The following is a 22,357-nucleotide window of genomic DNA, read 5'->3' as shown; positions in this document are numbered from 1 at the left end:
TAGAGGTGGCATATGAGCAAAAAATCGATTCAAAAGGTGTACGCGCTGACACCGATGCAGGAGGGAATGCTGTATCATGCGATGCTTGATCCGCATTCTTCCTCGTACTTCACACAATTAGAGCTTGGGATTCACGGTGCTTTTGATCTTGAAATCTTTGAGAAAAGCGTCAATGAACTGATTCGGTCATACGATATTCTCCGTACGGTATTTGTGCACCAGCAGCTGCAAAAACCGCGTCAGGTTGTATTGGCGGAACGCAAAACAAAGGTGCACTATGAAGATATCAGTCATGCGGACCGAGACCGCCAAAAAGAGCACATCGAGCGTTATAAACAAGACGTGCAGCGCCAAGGTTTTAACCTGGCAAAAGACATTTTGTTTAAGGTGGCGGTTTTCCGTCTTGATGCAGATCAGCTGTATCTTGTCTGGAGCAATCATCATATTATGATGGACGGCTGGAGCATGGGCGTACTCATGAAAAGCCTGTTCCAAAACTATGAAGCGCTCAGAGCAGGCCGGACACCGGCAAACGGTCAGGGCAAGCCTTATTCCGACTACATCAAGTGGCTTGGAAAACAGGACAATGAAGAAGCAGAGAGCTACTGGAGCGAACGCTTGGCGGGTTTTGAACAGCCGAGCGTGCTCCCGGGCCGTCTGCCTGAGAACAAAGATGAATACGTCAATAAAGAATATTCATTTACATGGGACGAAACACTGGTTGCCCGCATTCAGCAAACCGCAAACCGCCATCAAGTGACGGGGCCTAACCTGTTTCAGGCTGTTTGGGGCATTGTTCTCAGTAAATACAACTTTACGAAGGACGTTGTCTTCGGCACGGTCGTATCGGGACGGCCGTCTGAAATCAACGGGATTGAAACGATGGCGGGGCTGTTTATCAACACCATTCCAGTGCGGGTAAAAGTAGATCAAGATGCTGCTTTCGCTGATATTTTCTCAGCTGTTCAGCAGCATGCAGTAGAGGCGGAGCGTTACGATTACGTGCCGCTCTATGAGATTCAAAAACGCTCAGCGCTCGACAGCAATCTCTTGAACCATCTGGTCGCGTTTGAAAATTATCCGCTTGATCAAGAGCTTGAAAACGGCAGCATGGAAGATCGCCTCGGGTTTTCGATCAAGGTAGAAAGCGCATTTGAACAAACGAGCTTCGATTTCAACCTGATTGTGTATCCGGGCAAAACGTGGACCGTCAAAATTAAATATAACGGAGCCGCCTTTGATTCCGCTTTTATCGAACGGACAGCGGAGCACCTTACCCGCATGATGGAAGCAGCTGTCGATCAGCCGGCCGCTTTTGTGCGTGAGTACGGGCTTGTGGGAGACGAAGAGCAGCGGCAAATTGTCGAGGTGTTTAACAGCACGAAAGCCGAACTCCCTGAAGGAATGGGGGTTCATCAAGTGTTTGAAGAGCAAGCGCAACGGACGCCGGCGAGCACTGCCGTCGTATATGAAGGAGTCGAGCTGACGTACCGTGAGCTGAATAGAGCGGCTAACCGTCTGGCTAGAAAGCTTGTCGAACAAGGTCTTCAAAAAGGGGAAACAGCCGCGATAATGAACGACCGATCGGCAGAAACCGTTGTCGGCATGCTGGCTGTGTTAAAAGCAGGCGCCGCCTATGTGCCGCTTGATCCAGCGCTTCCTGAGGATCGTCTTCGTTTCATGGCAGAGGACAGTTCCATTCGGATGGTATTGGCCGGAAAGTCTTATACAGAGCAGGCACATCAGCTGCAAGTGCCGGTACTTACACTGGACAGCGGTTTTGAAGAGAGCGAAGCGGCTGACAATCTCAATCTGCCATCCGCACCGACTGATTTGGCGTACATTATGTACACATCTGGTTCGACGGGCAAACCGAAAGGCGTCATGATTGAACATAAAAGCATTCTTCGTCTCGTCAAAAATGGCGGGTATGTTCCTGTCCATGAAGAGGACTGCATGGCGCAAACGGGAGCTGTCAGCTTTGATGCCGGAACCTTTGAAGTATTCGGCGCACTGCTGAATGGCGCAGCGCTTTACCCTGTCAAAAAAGAGACGCTGCTTGATGCGAAACAATTTGCAGCATTCCTGCGCGAACAGAGAATCACGGCCATGTGGCTGACATCACCTTTATTCAACCAGCTTGCCGCAAAGGATGCCGGCATGTTCGGCACACTGCGACATTTAATTATCGGCGGAGACGCCCTCGTGCCGCATATTGTCAGCAAAGTGAAACAGGCATCGCCGTCGCTTTCATTGTGGAACGGATACGGCCCGACTGAAAACACGACGTTTTCAACAAGTTTTCTGATCGACCGTGAGTATAGCGGCTCTATTCCAATCGGGAAACCTATCGGAAATTCGACTGCCTACATCATGGATGAGCAGCAGCGCCTGCAGCCAATTGGCGCGCCCGGCGAGCTGTGCGTCGGCGGAATCGGTGTAGCGCGAGGATATGTCAATCTCCCTGAGCTGACGGAGAAGCAATTTCTCGAAGATCCGTTCAGAGCGGGTGAAAGGATTTATCGCACTGGCGACTTGGCAAGATGGCTGCCGGACGGCAATATCGAGTTTTTAGGAAGAATCGACAATCAAGTGAAGGTGCGCGGCTTCCGAATTGAGCTTGGCGAAATTGAAACAAAACTGAACATGGCAGAGCATGTGACAGAGGCTGCCGTGATCATCCGCAAGAACAAAGCAGACGAAAATGAAATTTGTGCATACTTTACGGCGGACCGTGAAGTGTCTGTGAGCGGGCTGAGAAAAACACTGTCTCAATCTTTGCCTGACTATATGGTTCCTGCACATTTGATTCAGATGGACAGCCTGCCGCTCACGCCAAACGGAAAAATCAACAAAAAAGAACTGCCTGCGCCTCAATCAGAAACCGCGCAGCCGGAGTACGCAGCACCAGAAACAGAGAGTGAAAAGAAATTAGCGGAGATCTGGGAAGGGATACTCGGCGTCAAAGCAGGCGTTACCGATAACTTCTTTATGATCGGCGGTCATTCTTTGAAAGCGATGATGATGACGGCGAAAATCCAGGAGCATTTTCATAAGGAAGTACCGATTAAAGTGCTTTTTGAAAAGCCGACCATTCAAGAACTGGCGCTGTATTTGGAAGAGAACGAAAGCAAGGAGGAGCAGACGTTTGAACCGATCAAGCAAGCACCTTATCAGCAGCATTATCCTGTATCCCCGGCCCAGCGGAGAATGTATATCCTCAATCAGCTTGGACAAGCAAACACAAGCTACAACGTCCCCGCTGTACTTTTGCTGGAGGGAGAAGTAGATAGAGACCGGCTTGAAAATGCGATTCAGCAATTAATCAACCGGCACGAAATCCTCCGGACATCGTTTGACATGATCGATGGAGAAGTTGTACAAACCGTTCATAAAAACGTATCGTTCCAGCTGGAGGCTGCCAAGGGATGGGAAGAAGACGCGGAGGAAATGATCAAAGCGTTCATTCAGCCGTTTGAACTAAACCGCGCGCCGCTCGTCCGTTCGAAGCTTGTCCAGCTTGAGGAAGAACGCCACCTGCTGCTCATTGATATGCACCATATCATCACTGACGGCAGTTCAACAGGCATTCTGATCGGTGATCTCGCCAAAATATATCAAGGCGCTGATCTTGAGCTGCCGCAGATTCACTATAAAGATTACGCTGTTTGGCACAAAGAACATGCTGATCATCAAAAAGATGAAGCATACTGGCTCGAAACCTTTAAAGGCGAGCTGCCGATTCTTGATCTACCGGCGGATTTCGAACGGCCTGCTGAACGGAGCTTTGCGGGAGAGCGCGTAATGTTCGGGCTCGATAAGCAAAGCACGGCTCAAATCAAATCACTCTTGGCAGAAACGGATACGACAATGTACATGTTTTTGCTGGCAGCATTCAATGTACTCCTTTCTAAGTACGCGTCACAGGATGATATCATTGTCGGCTCGCCGACAGCGGGAAGAACACATCCTGATCTGCAAGGTGTGCCGGGCATGTTTGTCAACACGATGGCACTAAGAACGGCTCCTGCGGGAGATAAAACCTTTGCGCAATTCCTGGAAGAGGTCAAAACAGCCAGCCTTCAAGCATTCGAGCACCAGAGCTATCCGCTTGAGGAGCTGATTGAAAAGCTTCCGCTTACAAGGGACACAAGCCGAAGTCCGCTGTTCAGCGTGATGTTCAACATGCAGAACATGGAGATTCCTTCATTGAGATTAGGAGATTTGAAGATTTCTTCGTATTCCATGCTTCATCACGTGGCGAAATTCGATCTCTCCTTGGAAGCGGTCGAGCGTGAAGAGGATATCGGCCTAAGCTTTGACTATGCGACTGCTCTGTTTAAGGACGAAACCATCCGCCGCTGGAGCAGCCACTTTGTCAATATCATCAAAGCGGCCGCGGCTAATCCGAACGTTCGGCTGTCTGATGTAGACTTGCTTTCACCAGCAGAAACGGCTGCTTTGCTTGAAGAAAGACATATAACTCAAATTACTGAAGCAACCTTTGCAGCACTTTTCGAAAAACAGGCCCAGCAAACACCTGATCATCCTGCAGTGATATCTGGCGGAAATCTGCTGACCTATCGCGAGCTTGATGAACAGGCGAACCAGCTGGCGCATCATCTTCGTGCGCAAGGGGCAGGAAGTGAAGACATCGTCGCGATTGTCATGGATCGGTCAGCTGAGGTTATGGTATCGATTCTCGGTGTCATGAAGTCGGGTGCGGCTTTCCTTCCGATTGATCCTGATACGCCTGAAGAACGAATCCGCTATTCATTAGAGGACAGCCGAGCGAGAATTACGGTCGTGAACGAAAGAAATATGACGGCCATTGGGCAATATGAAGGAACAATCGTCAACCTTGATGACGCAGCATGGAGAAATGAAAGCAAGGAGCGCCCATCACCGATTTCCGGATCTCGTAATCTTGCATACGTCATTTATACGTCGGGTACGACCGGGAAGCCGAAGGGGGTGCAGATCGAGCATCGCAATCTGACAAACTATGTTTCTTGGTTTAATCATGAGGCGGGCCTGACGGAAACCGATAAGTCTGTTTTGCTTTCGTCTTACGCATTCGACCTGGGCTATACGAGCATGTTCCCTGTTCTTCTGGCAGGGGGCGAGCTCCACCTCGTGCCGAAGGAAACCTATACGGCACCGGATGAAATTGGCCGTTATATCAAGGAACACGGGATCACATATATCAAACTGACACCGTCTCTGTTCCATACGATGGTGAACACGGCCAGCTTTACAAAAGAGCCAAACTTTGAATCCTTGCGCTTGATTGTCTTGGGAGGAGAAAAAATCATCCCGGCGGATGTTCTCGCCTTCCGCAAGGTGTATGGGCATACCGAATTTATCAATCACTACGGCCCGACTGAAACAACGATCGGCGCCATCGCCGGACGGGTTAATCTGTCTGAACCGGGCGCATTCGCGAAACGCCCGACAATCGGACAGCCGATTGCGAATGCCGGCGCGCTTGTCTTAAATGAGGCGTTAAAGCTTGTGCCTCAAGGAGCGAGCGGCCAGCTCTATATCACGGGGCAGGGGCTTGCGAGAGGATATCTCAACAGGCCTCAGCTGACAGCCGAGAGATTTGTAGAAAATCCATATTCACCGGGCAGCCTCATGTACAAAACCGGAGATGTCGTACGAAGACTTTCTGACGGTACGCTTGAATTTATCGGCCGGGCTGATGATCAGGTGAAAATCCGCGGCTACCGCATTGAGCCGAAAGAAATTGAAACGGTTATGCTCAGCCTCAGCGAAATTCATGAAGCGGTTGTGCTAGCGGTTTCCGAGGGCGGACTTCAAGAGCTTTGCGCGTATTATACGGCGGATCAAGACATTGAAAAAGCAACGCTCCGGAACCAGCTTTCACAAACACTGCCGTCTCATATGATTCCTGCTTTCTTTGTGCAGGTGGACGCGATTCCGCTGACGGCAAACGGGAAAACCGACAGAAACGCATTGCCGAAGCCGAACGCGGCACAATCCGGACGCAAGGCCTCAGCCGCACCGGAAACAGCGCTTGAAGAGAGCCTATGCCGCATTTGGCAGAAAACGCTTGGCATAGAAGCGATCGGCATCGACGACAATTTCTTCGATTTAGGCGGCCATTCATTAAAAGGAATGATGCTCATCGCCAACATTCAGGCCGAATTGGAGAAAACCGTACCGCTTAAAGCACTGTTCGAGAAGCCGACTGTTCGCCAGCTTGCGGCTTATATGGAGGCATCGGCAGTTTCAGGCGGCCATCATGTGCTCAAACCGGCTGACAAACAGGATATGTACCCATTGTCATCCGCGCAGAAACGGATGTATGTACTGAATCAGCTTGACCGGCAGACGATCAGCTACAACATGCCATCTGTCCTTCTGATGGAAGGCGAGCTTGATATTTCACGTCTGCGCGGCTCACTGAATCAGCTTGTGAACCGGCACGAGTCATTGCGCACATCATTTATAGAAGCCAATGGTGAGCCTGTTCAGCGCATTATTGAGGAGGCGGTGATTGATCTTCATGTGTTTGAAGCGGAAGAAGACGAAGCGGAACAAAAGATCAAGGAATTTATCCGGCCATTCGACCTAAACAATGCGCCGCTCATTCGTGCGGCTTTGCTTCGAATAGAAGCGAAGAAACACTTGCTGCTTTTGGATATGCATCACATCATCGCTGACGGCGTATCAAGAGGCATTTTTGTAAAAGAATTGGCGCTGCTTTACAAAGGAGAACAGCTTCCGGAGCCGGCGCTTCATTATAAGGATTTCGCCGTTTGGCAAAATGAAGCTGCGCAAAAGGAACGGATGAAGGAGCATGAGGCGTACTGGCTCTCGGTTCTTTCAGGCGAGCTGCCGGAGCTTGATCTTCCGCTCGATTACGCCCGTCCGCCTGTGCAAAGCTTTAAAGGAGACACGGTCCGTTTCCGTACGGGAAGCGAGACGGCAAAGGCGGTAGAGAAACTGCTTGCAGAAACCGGAACGACCTTGCACATGGTGCTTCACGCTGTTTTCCACATCTTTTTAAGCAAAATTTCCGGACAGCGGGATATCATCATCGGCTCCGTCACTGCCGGCCGGATGAATGCCGATGTCCAAGACATGCCGGGGATGTTTGTCAATACGCTTGCCTTAAGAATGGAAGCGGAAGAACAGCAAACCTTTGCAGAGCTTCTGGAGAAAGCGAAGCAGACGAACCTGTCAGCGCTTGAACATCAGGAATATCCGTTTGAGGACTTGGTCAATCAGCTTGATCTTCCTCGGGATATGAGCCGAAATCCATTGTTTAACGTAATGGTGACGACAGAAAATCCTGATAAAGAACAGCTTACATTGCAGAACCTAAGCATTTCACCTTATGAGGCCCATCAGGGAACGTCTAAGTTTGATCTGACATTAGGCGGATTCACTGATGAAAACGGCATCGGCCTGCAGCTTGAATATGCTACTGATCTGTTCTCAAGAGAGACGGCTGAGAAATGGAGCGAATACGTTCTCCGTTTACTAAAGGCTGTTGCGGAAAATCCGAACCAGCCGCTTGCCAGCCTGTCAATCGTCACGGAAACAGAAAAACAAACGCTTCTCGATGCATGGAAGGGCAAAACGCTCCCTGTGCCGACAGACAAAACCGTTCATCAGCTATTCGAAGAGACCGCTCAGCGCCACAAAGACCGCCCGGCTGTCACATTCAACGGACAATCATGGACGTACGGGGAGCTGAATGCGAAGGCAAACCGTCTTGCGCGGATTCTGATCGACTGCGGCATCAGCGCGGATGAGCGCGTCGGCGTCCTCACGAAGCCGTCGCTTGAAATGTCCGCTGCGGTGCTCGGCGTCTTAAAGGCGGGGGCGGCGTTTGTGCCGATTGATCCTGACTATCCGGATCAGAGGATTGACTATATTTTACAAGACAGCGGCGCGAAGCTTCTCTTGAAACAGGAAGGTATTTCAGTTCCGGATAGCTTCTCAGGAGACGTCATTCTTCTCGACGGGGATCGCACGATTCTAAGCCTGCCGCTTGATGAAAATGATGAGGGAAATCCAGAGGCGGATACAAACGCGGAGAACCTCGCGTACATGATTTACACGTCTGGAACGACCGGACAGCCGAAGGGTGTCATGGTTGAGCACCATGCGCTTGTGAACCTGTGCTTCTGGCACCACGACGCGTTCAGCATGACAGAGGAGGACCGCAGTGCGAAATACGCGGGCTTTGGATTCGATGCCTCCATTTGGGAGATGTTCCCGACCTGGACAATCGGCGCCGAGCTTCACGTCATTGATGAAGAAATCCGCCTCGATATCGTCCGCCTGAACGACTATTTCGAAACGCACGGCGTGACGATTACCTTCCTGCCGACGCAGCTGGCGGAACAGTTCATGGAGCTTGAGAACACATCACTACGTGTCCTCTTGACTGGAGGAGACAAGCTGAAGCGTGCGGTCAAACAGCCGTACACGCTCGTCAACAACTACGGGCCGACAGAAAACACAGTCGTTGCCACAAGCACAGAAATCAATCCGGAGGAAGGCTCGCTTTCCATCGGGCAGGCGATCGCCAATACGAGAGTGTACATTCTCGGCGAGGGCAATCAGGTGCAGCCGGAAGGCGTAGCCGGAGAGCTTTGCGTGGCGGGACGCGGCCTGGCGCGCGGCTATCTGAATCGAGAAGATGAAACCGCGAAGCGGTTTGTCGCTGATCCGTTTGTCCCGGGTGAACGCATGTACCGCACCGGCGATTTGGTGAAATGGGTGAACGGTGGCATCGAATACATCGGCCGGATCGACCAGCAGGTCAAGGTCCGCGGCTACCGGATCGAGCTCTCAGAAATCGAAGTCCAGCTCGCCCAGCTTTCTGAGGTACAGGATGCGGCGGTGACAGCTGTCAAAGATAAAGGCGGCAATACAGCGATCGCGGCGTATGTGACACCGGAAACAGCTGACATAGAAGCATTAAAGTCTTCGCTTAAAGAAACCCTGCCGGACTACATGATCCCGGCGTTCTGGGTGACGCTGAACGAGCTTCCAGTTACGGCAAACGGAAAGGTTGACCGCAAAGCGTTGCCGGAGCCGGACATCGAAGCGGGAAGCGGAGAATACAAAGCGCCGGCAACGGATATGGAAGAGCTGCTTGCAGGCATCTGGCAGGATGTGCTCGGCATTCCGGAGATCGGTGTCAGTGACAATTTCTTCTCGCTTGGCGGAGATTCCATCAAAGGAATCCAAATGGCGAGCCGCTTGAACCAGCACGGCTGGAAGCTGGAAATGAAAGACCTCTTCCAGCACCCGACGATCGAAGAGCTCACCCAATACGTGGAGCGTGCCGAAGGCAAACAGGCGGACCAAGGCCCAGTGGAGGGCGAAGTCATCCTGACACCGATTCAGCGCTGGTTCTTTGAAAAGAACTTCACGAACAAGCACCATTGGAACCAATCAGTGATGCTTCACGCCAAAAAAGGATTTGATCCTGAACGGGTGGAGAAAACGTTGCAGGCGCTGATCGAGCACCATGATGCACTCCGTATGGTCTATCGCGAGGAAAACGGAAACATCCTTCAAGCGTATAAATCTATCAGCGAAAGCAAAGTCAGCTTCGAAATCGTGGATCTGTATGGCTCCGATGAAAACATGCTGAAAAGCCAGATCAAGATTCTCGCGAACAGGCTGCAAAGCAGTCTCGATCTGCAAAACGGACCGCTTCTCAAGGCGGAGCAATACCGTACGGAAGCTGGCGACCACCTGCTCATCGCTGTACACCATCTCGTGGTCGACGGCGTGTCATGGCGGATTTTGCTTGAAGATTTTGCTTCAGGCTACATGCAGGCTGAGAAAGAAGGGAACATTGTCTTCCCGCAAAAAACAAATTCCTTCAAGGATTGGGCGGAAGAACTGGCGGCATTCAGTCAATCAGCGCATCTTTTACAGCAGGCTGAATACTGGGCGCAAATTGACGCTGAACAGGTTTCTCCTGTGCCGAAGGATTATGAAACAGTGCAGCGGATGGTCAAACATACATCATCTGTCCTCTGTGAATTAACGGAAGAAGACACCAAACATCTCTTAACGGATGTTCATCAGCCATATGGAACTGAAATCAATGATATTCTTCTCAGCGCGCTCGGTCTAACAATGAAAGAATGGACAGACGGTACCAAAATCGGCATTAATCTGGAGGGACACGGACGGGAGGACATCATTCCGAATGTGAATATCTCCAGAACGGTCGGCTGGTTTACGGCACAATATCCTGTTGTGCTCGACATGTCTGAAGCAGATGCCTCAGCCGTGATCAAATCAGTCAAAGAAAATCTGCGCCGCATTCCGGATAAAGGTGTTGGCTACGGCATTCTCCGTTATGTCACAGAAACAGCGGATACAAAGGGCTTCACGCCAGAAATCAGCTTTAACTATTTGGGCCAATTCGACAGTGAAGTAAAAACCGACTTCTTTGAGCCGTCCGCTTTCGATATGGGGCGCCAAGTAAGCGAGGAATCAGAAGCGCTGTACGCTTTAAGCTTCAGCGGCATGATCAGGAACGGCCGATTTGTGCTTTCCTGCTCCTACAATGAGAAGGAGTTTGAAAGAGCTACGGTCGAGGAGCAAATGGAACGGTTTAAAGAAAACCTCCTGATGCTGATCCGCCATTGTACGGAAAAAGAGGACAAGGAATTCACGCCGAGCGACTTCAGCGCCGAAGACCTTGAAATGGACGAGATGGGCGATATCTTTGACATGCTTGAGGAGAATTTAAAATAAAACGCAAGGGAATTACAGAAGGCGGGAGCGAAGCATATGAGTCAATTTAGCAAGGATCAGGTTCAAGATATGTATTACCTATCGCCGATGCAGGAAGGGATGATGTTTCATACCATCCTGAATCCCGGCCAGAGCTTTTACCTTGAACAAATCACGATGAAAGTAAAAGGCAGCTTGAATATCAAATGCCTTGAAGAAAGCATGAATGTGATCATGGACCGGTACGATGTATTTCGTACCGTGTTCATTCACGAAAAAGTAAAAAGACCTGTCCAAGTCGTATTGAAAAAAAGGCAGTTTCATATAGAAGAAATCGATCTGACACACTTAACGGGCAGCGAGCAAACAGCCAAAATCAATGAATACAAAGAACAAGATAAGATCAAGGGATTTGATTTGACGCGGGATATCCCAATGCGGGCAGTCATTTTCAAAAAAGCTGATGAAAGCTTTGAATGGGTGTGGAGCTACCACCACATTATTTTGGACGGATGGTGCTTTGGCATCGTCGTGCAGGATCTGTTTAAAGTATACAATGCCCTGCGCGAACAAAAGCCGTACAGTCTGCCCCCTGTCAAACCGTATAAAGACTACATCAAGTGGCTTGAAAAGCAGGATAAACAAGCATCACTGCGTTATTGGCGCGAGTACTTAGAGGATTTTGAAGGACAGACGACGTTTGCGGAGCAAAGAAAGAAACAGAAGGGCCAATACGAGCCGAAAGAGCTGCTCTTCTCACTGCCGAAGGCGGAAACAAAGGCCTTTACCGAGCTTGCAAAATCGCAGCATACCACTTTGAGTACGGCGCTCCAGGCAGTCTGGAGCGTATTGATCAGCCGCTATCAGCAGTCTGGCGATTTGACCTTCGGGACAGTCGTTTCCGGGCGTCCTGCGGAAATCAAAAACGTTGAACATATGGTCGGGCTGTTTATCAACGTTGTCCCAAGACGGGTGAAACTGTCTGAGGATATCACATTTAACGGTTTGCTCAAGCAGCTGCAGGAGCAATCGCTTCAGTCTGAGCCGCATCAATATGTGCCGCTCTATGACATCCAAAGCCAAGCCGATCAGCCGAAACTGATTGACCACATCATTGTCTTTGAGAATTATCCGCTTCAGGATGCAAAAAATGAAGAAAACAGTGAAAACGGCTTTGATATGGAGGATGTACATGTTTTTGAGAAGTCGAATTATGATCTCAATCTAATGGCTTCCCCAGGGGATGAGATGCTGATTAAGCTTGCCTATAATGAGAATGTGTTTGATGAAGCGTTTATCCTGCGCTTGAAATCTCAGCTTCTCACAGCGATTCAGCAGCTCATTGAGAAGCCGGATCACCCTGTAAACACAATCAACCTCGTTGACGACAAGGAGAGAGAGTTTTTGCTTACCGGCTTAAACCCGCCGGCTCAAACTCATGAGGCAAAGCCTCTGACGGAATGGTTCAAGGAAGCGGTGAACGTTAATCCTGATGCACCGGCGCTCAAGTATTCCGGACAGACTCTTTCCTATCGCGAATTAGATGAGGAAGCGAACCGCCTTGCACGCCGTTTGCAAAAGCATGGCGCGGGCAAAGGCTCCGTTGTAGCTTTGTACACGAAGCGTTCGCTTGAACTGGTGATCGGCATTCTCGGTGTATTAAAAGCGGGAGCGGCCTATCTGCCGATTGATCCGAAGCTGCCGGAGGAACGAATCTCGTATATGCTGACTGACAGCGCCGCAGCCTGTCTGCTGACACATCAGGAGATGAAAGAAAAAGCGGCTCAGCTGCCGTATACAGGAACAACGCTCTTCATCGATGATCAAACACGGTTTGCAGAACAGGCAAGCGATCCTGCAGTCGCGATTGAACCCGACGATCCGGCATATATCATGTACACGTCCGGTACAACCGGAAAGCCGAAAGGCAATATCACCACTCATGCCAATATTCAAGGATTGGTCAAGCATGTAGACTACATGGCATTTTGCGAAAAAGATACGTTCTTATCTGTTTCGAATTACGCCTTTGACGCATTTACCTTTGATTTCTACGCTTCAATACTGAATGCGGCACGGCTCATTATCGCAGATGAACATACGCTGCTTGATACAGAACGTCTAACCGATCTGATTCATCAAGAGAATGTCAATGTCATGTTTGCGACAACTGCACTATTTAATCTTCTCACAGATGCGGGAGAGGATTGGATGAAGGGGCTTCGCTGCGTGTTATTCGGCGGAGAGCGCGCGTCTGTGCCTCACGTCAGAAAAGCGCTGCGAATCATGGGGCCGGGCAAGCTGATTAACTGCTACGGGCCGACTGAGGGAACGGTGTTTGCCACAGCTCACGTCGTACATGATATTCCGGATTCCATCTCCTCATTGCCGATTGGAAAGCCGATTAGTAATGCCAGTGTTTATATTCTCAACGAGCAAAACCAGCTCCAGCCATTCGGAGCGGTCGGTGAACTGTGCATCAGCGGAATGGGTGTGTCAAAAGGGTATGTAAACCGCCATGACCTGACGAAGCAAAAGTTTATTACGAACCCGTTCAAGCCGGGAAAAATGCTTTACCGTACAGGGGATTTAGCACGCTGGCTGCCGGATGGAACAATTGAATACGCCGGCCGTATTGACGACCAGGTCAAAATACGCGGACACCGGATTGAGCTTGAAGAAATCGAAAAGCAGCTGCAGGAATATCCGGGTGTGAAAGATGCGGTTGTTGTTGCAGACCGCCATGAGTCTGGCGATGCATCAATCAACGCCTACCTCGTGAACAGGACGCAGCTTTCAGCTGCAGACATAAAGACACACCTGAAAAAACAGCTTCCTGCTTACATGGTGCCGCAAACCTTTACTTTCATGGACGAGCTTCCTTTAACGACAAACGGGAAGGTCAATAAACGGCTGCTGCCAAAACCGGATCAGGATCAGCTGGCGGAAGAATGGATCGGGCCCCGCGACGAGACGGAAGAAATGATCGCACAAATCTGGTCCGAGATTCTCGGCAGACAGCAAGTCGGCATTCATGACGATTTCTTTGCGCTTGGCGGGCACTCCTTAAAGGCAATGACCGCCGCTTCCCGCATCAAGAAAGAGCTCGCGATTGATCTCCCGGTAAAACTTTTGTTTGAAGCGCCGACGATCGCCGGCATTTCAGCGTATCTGAAAAACGGGGGCTCAGATGGATTGCAGGATGTAACGATAATGAATCCCGATCAGGATCAGATCATTTTCGCATTCCCGCCGGTCTTGGGCTATGGCCTCATGTACCAAAACCTGGCCAGCCGCCTGCCGACATACAAGCTGTGCGCCTTTGATTTCATTGAGGAGGAAAACCGGCTTGACTGCTATGCGGATTTGATTCAGAAGCTTCAGCCGGAAGGGTCTTTGACACTGTTCGGGTATTCAGCGGGGTGCAGCCTGGCGTTTGAAGCTGCCAAAAAGCTTGAGGAACAAGGACGCATTGTTCAGCGGATCATCATGGTGGATTCCTATAAAAAACAAGGTGTCAGTGATCTGGACGGACGCACGGTTGAGAGTGATGTTGAAGCGTTGATGAATGTCAACCGGGACAATGAAGCGCTCAACAGCGAAGCCGTCAAACAAGGCCTCAAGCAAAAAACACACGCTTTCTATTCATACTACGTCAACCTGATCAGCACAGGCCAGGTGAAAGCGGATATTGATCTGCTGACTTCTGGCGTTGATTTTGACATGCCGGAATGGCTTGCATCGTGGGAAGAGGCAACAACAGGTGCTTACCGTGTGAAAAGAGGCTTCGGAACACACGCTGAAATGCTGCAGGGCGAAACGCTAGATAGGAATGCTGGGATTTTGCTCGAATTTCTTAATACACAAATCGTAACGGTTTCTTAAATGAAGTGATGAAAGGAGGAGACGGCCATGAGCCAACTCTTCAAATCATTTGATGCGTCGGAAAAAACGCAGCTCATCTGTTTTCCGTTTGCGGGCGGATACTCAGCGTCGTTTCGCCCTCTCCATGCTTTTTTGCAGGGGGAGTGTGAGATGCTCGCTGCCGAGCCGCCGGGACACGGCACGAATCAAACGTCAGCCATTGAGGATCTCGAAGAGCTGACCGATTTGTACAAGCAAGAATTGAACCTTCGTCCTGATCGGCCGTTTGTGCTGTTCGGACACAGTATGGGCGGAATGATCACCTTCAGGCTGGCGCAAAAGCTGGAGCGTGAAGGTATCATTCCGCAGGCAGTTATCATTTCTGCGATACAGCCGCCGCATATTCAGCGGAAGAAAGTGTCTCATCTGCCTGATGATCAGTTTCTCGATCATATTATTCAATTAGGCGGAATGCCCGCGGAGCTCGTTGAAAATAAGGAGGTCATGTCCTTTTTCCTGCCTTCCTTCAGATCAGATTACCGGGCTCTTGAACAATTTGAGCTTCACGATGTGACCCCGATCCAATCGCCTGTTCATGTCTTTAACGGGCTTGATGATGAAAAATGCATTCGGGATGCGGAAGGCTGGAAGAAGTGGGCGAAAGACATCACATTCCATGAATTTGCCGGCGGACACATGTTTTTGCTGTCACATACGGAAGAAGTGGCAGAACGGATTTTTGCGATATTGAATCAGCATCCAATCATTCAATCGTGATCAAAAGCGGACAGCGCCTGCTGTTCCGCTTTTTTGTTGAGTGGCAATTTTTACATGATATAATAGTCGCAATACTCAAACAAAGGCAGGTCGAAACATGCGCGCGTCTCCTATGATGAAATGGTTTGTATTGCTGTTTACGTTTGTTTTTGCCATCGGATTGAACTCATTCAGAAATTCCTTTCAATTTTTTATGCTGCCAATGGCGGATACCTTCCATGCCGACAGGTCGCTGATCTCGGTTTCTGTCAGCATTTTTATGATTACAACGGGTATCGTTCAGTTTTTTGTCGGTTTTTTTATTGACCGGTTCAGCGTCAGAAAGATTATGGCGCTTGGAGCTGTTTGTATCAGCGCAAGCTATTTGGTGCTTCCGTATTCACCGAATGTTCATGTGTTTTCTGCCATTTACGGCGTGCTCGGCGGAATCGGCTATTCCTGTGCGGTCGGCGTGACGACCCAGTATTTCATTAGCCGCTGGTTCGACACGCACAAAGGCCTGGCGCTCGCTATTTTGACCAATGCCAACTCAGCGGGCCTGCTGCTGCTCTCGCCCATTTGGGCCGCGGCTCCGTATCATGCCGGCTGGCAAAACACCTATACGATATTGGGCATCGTTATGGCGGCTGTTCTGCTGCCGCTCCTCGTCTTCGGGATGAAGCACCCGCCGCAAGCGCAAGCGCAGTCTGTAAAAAAGTCTTATGACTGGCGGGGATTTTGGAACGTGATAAAGCAGTCCCGCCTCATTCATATCCTGTACTTTGGCGTGTTTACATGCGGATTTACAATGGGGATCATTGATGCTCATCTCGTTCCGATGCTGAAGGATGCGCATGTCTCTCATGTCAACGGAATGATGGCCGCGTTCGGGGCGTTTATCATCATTGGCGGATTATTGGCGGGCTGGCTGTCAGATCTCCTCGGCAGCAGAAGCGTGATGCTATCCATCTTATTTTTCATTCGGCTGCTCAGTCTGATTTGCCTGCTCATTCCCATTCTCGGAATCCATCACAGCGAACTTTGGTACTTCGGTTTTATCCTGTTATTCGGACTCAGTTACACAGGCGTGATCCCGCTGACCGCGGCGTCTATTTCAGAAAGCTATCAAACAGGATTAATCGGCTCGCTGTTAGGCATCAATTTCTTTATCCATCAGATCGCCGGTGCTCTCAGTGTGTATGCGGGCGGTTTGTTTTATGACATGACTCATAATTATCTGCTGATTGTTGTGGTTTGTGTGGTGCTTGTCGGTTTATCAGCTTTATTGGAGCTGGTGCCATTCAAAAACATTCATTTTCAACACAAAGAGAGAATTGACATTTAATAAAAAAAGAGGGGACACCCCTCTTTTTAAGATTGCAACTTTACTTTTTTGGCGGGCACATGTTCTTTCACAAGCTGTCTGAACGAGTGCCGCTCATTTTCGAATTTGAAAAAACGTTGAGGTATCAAAATCAGCTGGTGACTGGAGGTTTTTATGGAGAATAAGTGTCTATATTCTGCCGCTCCCTTTATTTCATTCCATTCAAACAAGGTATCATAGTTTTTGGATTGAATTTGAATGCCTTGCCGATTAATGGTATATGTCCTTTTGCGTTTTAACCGCTCACTGTTCTTATAGCCGGTACGCAGCCGCAGATATAAAAAGGCAGTGAAGATCAGTGTGAAGATCAGAGATACAACTGCTATGAAAATACCATTATAAATCAATTCTAATGTTTCGTTGTTATAAACGGTAAACGGAAATCCATATACGGAATACACCAATGCAGATAGGAGAAAAATATAAATATAACAAATCACCGCCGCTTTTCTTTGCCGGTATATAAAGTAATATCTCATATCTCGTAATGAAATGGCTCCCTCTAGGAAGACGCTATGTTGAATCATTCTTACAATGCACCTCAAATATATTTTCCTTCAACCCTAACATAAATTTTCATTTGTTCATAGAAATGGTTCCTTTTTGATGTTTCTTCTTTTTCTGCAGATTAATATTGCTCCCCAGCACGCCAATAATAATACAAACGGCACCGGCAAGATGATACCAGGCCAGGCTTTCGTTTAGAATCACGACTCCTGCAATCATCGTCACGATGGTGGAGACATGATTAAAAGCGCTCATTTTAAACGCCTCAATCCGAGACAGCGTATAGTTGGACAGAAATGAAGTGACGAGTGAAGACAGCACACCCAAATACACAATGGCGAGAACAAAGCCGGGTTCCCGGAATGGCTGAAAATAAGTGCCGGCAGTTCCAGCCGTGCCGTGGCGCACAAGGGCGATGGCGTTGAAGGCGACAAAGCCGATCGCTGACATGATGTAGGTGAGCTCGGTCAGCTTGAACCGCTGTGTCATTTTTCTGGCAGCGGTATTGTACATCGCGGAGGACAAGGCGGACAGCAGGATCAGCAAAGATCCTTTTAAGCTGGCAGATTCCACGTCAACGCCCTTCATCACAAAAATAAACATGACGCCGGCAACGGATAAAACCGTGAAACCCTTCTGCGTCCACGTCGAGCGTTCCTTTAAAACATAAGAGGCGAAGACCATCGTGAAAATCGGAATGGCTGCCTGAATAATTCCCGCTTCAGAAGAGGACGAGTATACAAGGCCGAATGCCTGAAAGCTGAAAAACAACGCCGGATACAGCAGGGCGAGCGGCAAAATGGCAATGACGTCCTTTACACGGATTGATAGCTTTACCCAGCCGAATAAGACGGGTACAGTGGCCGCAGCAAACGCAATGGTGAACCGATACGCCAGAATATCAAACGGTTCGGCTGTTTGCAGTGCGATTTTTACGAATAGAAAGGATAAACCGATAATGAACGAATATAAGATAGCCGCCATATAAGCGGAGGCTTGCTGTTTTTTTAACATAATGGGTGGTGCTCCTTTACCTGAATTGCAGCGCCGGTCGCTTTATTTTATTGTATGGCTGTGACCAGAGCGGTACAATGAGAAAAACAATGAACTGTACCGGTACAAAACAGGGGGAGAAAGCATGGAGAAGTATATGAGCCTATTGACGAGAATAGAGGAGATGATGCAAAGCAGCGCCTATCAAGAAGGTGACAGGCTTCCGTCCATCCGTCAGCTGTCCGTCCGTTATCAAGTCAGCAAAAGCACAGTGATCCGCGCGCTGCAGGAGCTGGAAAAGCGTCACCTTATCTACTCCGTTCCGAAAAGCGGCTATTATATTGTGAAAAAGACGGGAAAAGCAAAAAGCGGACAGCAAGGCCCCATTGACTTTGCCACATCTGCGCCGGATCCCGATGTATTTCCGTATCTTGATTTTCAGCACTGCATCAACAAAGCGATTGATACATACAAAAACGATTTGTTTATTTATGGGACGCCAAAGGGGCTTCCATCACTCATCCGTGTACTCCGAAAGCTGCTCGCCAATCAGCAGGTATTTGCGGATGAACGGCATATTTTCATTACATCAGGTGTCCAGCAGGCGTTATCCCTGCTTTGTGCCATGCCGTTTCCAAATGGGAAAGAGAAGATTGCGATTGAACAGCCGGGCTATCATTTGATGATTGAACAGCTTGAAACGCTTGGGATACCCGCCATTGGAGTGAAAAGAACGGAGGAGGGGCTTGATATAGCCGAGATTGAGCGGCTGTTTCAGACAGAATCAATCAAATTTTTTTATACGATGCCGCGCTTCCATAACCCGCTAGGCTGTTCTTTATCAGAGCGTAATAAACAAGAGCTTGTGAGACTGGCAGAAACGTATGATGTCTATCTCGTTGAGGATGATTATCTCGGTGATCTGGAGGAAAATAAAAAGGCAGATCCGCTGTACGCATATGATCTGTCCTCGCATGTCATCTATCTGAAAAGCTTCTCGAAAATGATGTTCCCTGGCCTTCGCGTGGGGGCTGCTGTTTTGCCGGATGCGCTGATTGACACGTTTCACACGTACAAAAAGCTGAACGACATCGACTGCTCGATGATTTCTCAAGCGGCGTTGGAAATTTATCTGAAAAGCGGCATGTACGGCAGGCATAAGGAGAAGATCCGTGCTTCCTATAAGGAACGGTCACTAAGGCTTCATCAAGCCATCCAAACACATAGGCAGCTGGGGCGCGGCCGCTTCACGTTTTCCAGCGGGCAGGCACCCTGCATGCACACCCATCTGGTGCTTCCTCAGGATCTGCCGGCCTCAAGGGTGATTCAAAGGCTGAAAAAAAAAGGGGTTCTCCTTGAGGCGATAGACCGTCATTATTTATCAGATTATCCGAAAGAAAATCTATTAAAAATCAATATTTCCAATGTGAAAACGGAAGATATTGAACACGGCGTCAAGCTGCTGCTGAGCCACTTATAAAAGCGCTTCGTACGAAACCATTGTGATATCCTCGGGGAAATCAGGGTGCGCGGCGCATACGGCCATTTTGTAGCCGGGGTCCACCTCATAGGTTTTGATATAGCATGGTGTATGGCTGTCAGGAAGCTCAATAGATACTTGTCCGTCCTGATGCAGGCGCACTGAAAAGGAGTCAAGCGGAAGCGATAAGCCTTTGCCTTCCTGTTTGATAAAGCTTTCTTTCATTGACCATAGATGATAAAAATAGTCTGTCTGCTCGTCTTTGTTTTTGGCTAAAAGATCGCTGTACTCTGTTTTTGAAAAGAAACGTTTGGCGATCTCAAGGCTGATCGGTTTCGTTTTTTCAATATCGATGCCGATCGGCTGTGAATCAAACGCGCAAATGACCCAGCGGCCGGAGTGCGAAATGTTGAAATGGGCGTCAGGAAGATCAGGGATGCAGGGCTTCCCGTATTCCTGCGTGCTGAAGCGGATATCAGCTTTGTCCAGCTGATACTGCCCGCTGATGACTGAGCGAACGAGTACATCTCCCAGCAGGGTGCGGTGAGCATCTTCTTTATGGTAAAATCTCCGGCATTTCTCTCGTTTTTCAGGCGATATGAAAGACATGAACCGTTCAGTCTCTTCCTGTGAAAGCGGGCGGTCCATATAAATTCCGTAAATCTTCATTCTAGATCCTCCGTCTGCAAAAGATTGTCAAAACCATCCTATCATATTTTGTTTTACTTCGGAGTAAGATCCTCGATGATCTCATATACATAGGGGCTTTTTGGCGTATTGATTTTTTTCGTGTGGGTGACAGATACGATTGGAAGCTGTTCACCATTCTTCTGGAATACAGCAAGCCTTCCCGTAATGTGAACCCATTCGCCTTCCTTTACACCCGTTTTTTCTGTAAATGCGGCCGGTAGTCCGTAAACCGTAGCATCTGCAATACAGCAGGATATGCCAAAACGTCCAACGATATAGTGATCCAGCTGTTCATCAAAATAGACAAATCCTTTCATGTCGATCTCTTTTTCTGCATAATCTCCTGCATTCTCCAGCAGGAGATTGATGATTGGAACATAATACTTGTCTGAAATCGGAATGACATTCTTTCGCTCCAGCTCTCGGGCCAGGTCTTTTTCATAACCGCTTGGCAGTACCGCAGCCGCTCCTGCTTCATCAGAGGATTGCGTTTGAGTATCAGATTTCTTCTCTTCTGGGCTCTTGGTGCTGTTTGCTGAGAAGATTCTGTTCTGTGCCACTTCTTTTGTCAGCACGTGGTTAGGGAAAAGGAAACCGGAAACGATAGGAATCAGAAAAAAGCTGTACAGCCATGGGTGAGATGCAGAAGATGTTTGACTGCTTGCACATGCGCAGCAGCCGTGCGGACTGTCTTGTTTTCTCCATATAAATGACAGTATGCCAAGCGCAAAAGCAGCCACAATAAAGAACTTCGTAAACAAAAGCATACGTGGAGAAATGAAATGCAAAATGTGCCCTGTCAAATAAAGTTTTAATGCCATCAATGCAAAGCCGATTAATAGAAGCCCCCGTACAACAGCATCAAAAGAATACGTTTTATTTTCTTTCAACTCACTCATCCTTTATGCGGTAATCAAACCATATAGCCAAGCGATTGCAAGAACTGAAGCCGAAATGATAATAGAAAATACAAACACAAAGCGCTTTTTGAAAAATGAAGCATACACAAACGTATTTTTTAAATCTAACATCGGGCCGTACAGCATGAAGGAGAGAAGGGAAGCGTGAGAATAGGTGCCCGAAAACGTAGATGCTACAAATGCATCCGCATGTGAGCAAAGTGACAAGACAAATGCCAGTCCCATCATGACGGCGGAACCAGACAGGTCACTTGTACCCAGCTCAGCGAGAGCTCCGCGGTTTAAAAACGTTTGAAACAGGCTGGCGATAAATGCGCCCATTATCAAATAGCGGCCCATATCGAAAAATTCTTCAACAGCATGGGTGATGATAGGCTTCAAGCGTTTTCCATTCTGCTGCTTGAGACTGTGTTCCGGTAAAGCATCTGTTTTATGCGGTTTTAGCATGTTCTTGTTTCCGAATATCCAATATGTCATAAGCCCGGTTATGATACAGATGACGATGGCGAGTCCAATCCTCGCGTACACAAGCTCCAAATGCTTGCTGAAGGCATAGTAGGTGGAGAGGATGACAATCGGATTTAATATGGGGGCTCCGACTAAGATCACCGAGCCGACATGCAGAGGAAGCCCTTTTTGAATGAGTCGGCGCACCACCGGAATCACAGCACACTCACATACAGGGGAAAGAATACTGATGACGACAGCGGATCCTATGGCGCCATACGGATTCTTGACGATCCATTTGGTCATCCATTCATCAGAGACAAAAATTTCAATGCAAGAAGAAAAAAAGATGCCGAGCATGATAAATGGAATGGATTCAAGCAAAATACTCAGGAAAATGGTATTCACATTTAGCAGTGACTCCGGAATATGAAAAGAAAGCTTATTAGGTTCAAGCAGAATAAAACAATACAGTAAAAAGAAAAAGAGCAATATGCTGAAGGAGCGTCTTGCAAATTGTTGGAGAGCTTCCATTCATGATACCTTCCGTCCCTAGTATTTCTCTTTCATGAG

At 48.7% G+C, this 22,357-nt stretch carries 10 protein-coding genes; 5 read left to right on the top strand and 5 right to left on the bottom strand.

Annotated features, from left to right (window positions below; translation table 11 throughout):
- The first annotated feature begins 12 nt into the window (after positions 1–12).
- From srfAB to KHQ79_RS18460, 4 genes are all read left to right on the top strand, one after another.
- The gene (gene srfAB / locus KHQ79_RS22470; protein WP_418656667.1) at positions 13–10,764 is read left to right on the top strand and encodes a surfactin non-ribosomal peptide synthetase SrfAB; all 10,752 of its coding nucleotides are present in this window, start codon (positions 13–15) and stop codon (positions 10,762–10,764) included.
- A 36-nt stretch (positions 10,765–10,800) separates the two neighbouring features.
- Positions 10,801–14,628 (top strand): surfactin non-ribosomal peptide synthetase SrfAC, encoded by a 3,828-nt coding sequence (gene srfAC, locus KHQ79_RS18470; protein WP_225516470.1) that lies wholly within the window; start codon positions 10,801–10,803, stop codon positions 14,626–14,628.
- 27 nt (positions 14,629–14,655) lie between these two features.
- On the top strand, positions 14,656–15,384 hold the full coding sequence (gene srfAD, locus KHQ79_RS18465) for a surfactin biosynthesis thioesterase SrfAD (RefSeq protein ID WP_003240143.1): 729 nt from the start codon (positions 14,656–14,658) through the stop codon (positions 15,382–15,384).
- A gap of 97 nt (positions 15,385–15,481) precedes the next feature.
- Positions 15,482–16,708, top strand: coding sequence for an MFS transporter (locus tag KHQ79_RS18460; RefSeq protein WP_225516468.1), 1,227 nt, complete (start codon positions 15,482–15,484; stop codon positions 16,706–16,708).
- Between the two features lie 26 nt (positions 16,709–16,734).
- Here the strand turns inward: KHQ79_RS18460 and KHQ79_RS18455 are convergent, their stop codons facing one another.
- Positions 16,735–17,274: a YcxB family protein gene (locus KHQ79_RS18455; RefSeq protein ID WP_041904700.1), complete on the bottom strand. Its 540-nt coding sequence runs from the start codon at positions 17,272–17,274 to the stop codon at positions 16,735–16,737.
- Between the two features lie 49 nt (positions 17,275–17,323).
- Positions 17,324–18,268, bottom strand: coding sequence for a DMT family transporter (locus tag KHQ79_RS18450; protein ID WP_225516467.1), 945 nt, complete (start codon positions 18,266–18,268; stop codon positions 17,324–17,326).
- 124 nt (positions 18,269–18,392) lie between these two features.
- On the opposite strand from KHQ79_RS18450, the gene KHQ79_RS18445 reads away from it, so the two are divergent.
- Entirely contained in the window at positions 18,393–19,727 is a 1,335-nt protein-coding gene (locus tag KHQ79_RS18445; RefSeq protein ID WP_225516465.1) for an aminotransferase-like domain-containing protein, read from the top strand.
- On the opposite strand, the gene KHQ79_RS18440 is transcribed toward KHQ79_RS18445, so the two are convergent.
- The 3 genes from KHQ79_RS18440 to KHQ79_RS18430 are packed head-to-tail and all read right to left on the bottom strand — an operon-like array spanning position 19,722 to position 22,318.
- Entirely contained in the window at positions 19,722–20,396 is a 675-nt protein-coding gene (locus tag KHQ79_RS18440; protein WP_133488510.1) for a 4'-phosphopantetheinyl transferase, read from the bottom strand. The two genes, KHQ79_RS18445 and KHQ79_RS18440, sit on opposite strands and share 6 nt — an antisense overlap.
- A gap of 53 nt (positions 20,397–20,449) precedes the next feature.
- Entirely contained in the window at positions 20,450–21,316 is an 867-nt protein-coding gene (locus KHQ79_RS18435; protein WP_225516463.1) for a TIGR03943 family putative permease subunit, read from the bottom strand.
- Between the two features lie 3 nt (positions 21,317–21,319).
- Positions 21,320–22,318 carry a permease gene (locus KHQ79_RS18430; RefSeq protein ID WP_003240150.1) on the bottom strand — a complete coding sequence of 333 codons (999 nt, stop codon included), beginning with the start codon at positions 22,316–22,318 and terminating at the stop codon, positions 21,320–21,322.
- Positions 22,319–22,357: the final 39 nt, after the last annotated feature.

This window comes from Bacillus sp. TSO22 (assembly GCF_020223595.1).
GTDB lineage: Bacteria > Bacillota > Bacilli > Bacillales > Bacillaceae > Bacillus > Bacillus inaquosorum.
The sequence above is the reverse complement of the archived record's forward strand: the minus strand, read 5'-3'. Positions and strand labels throughout refer to the sequence as shown.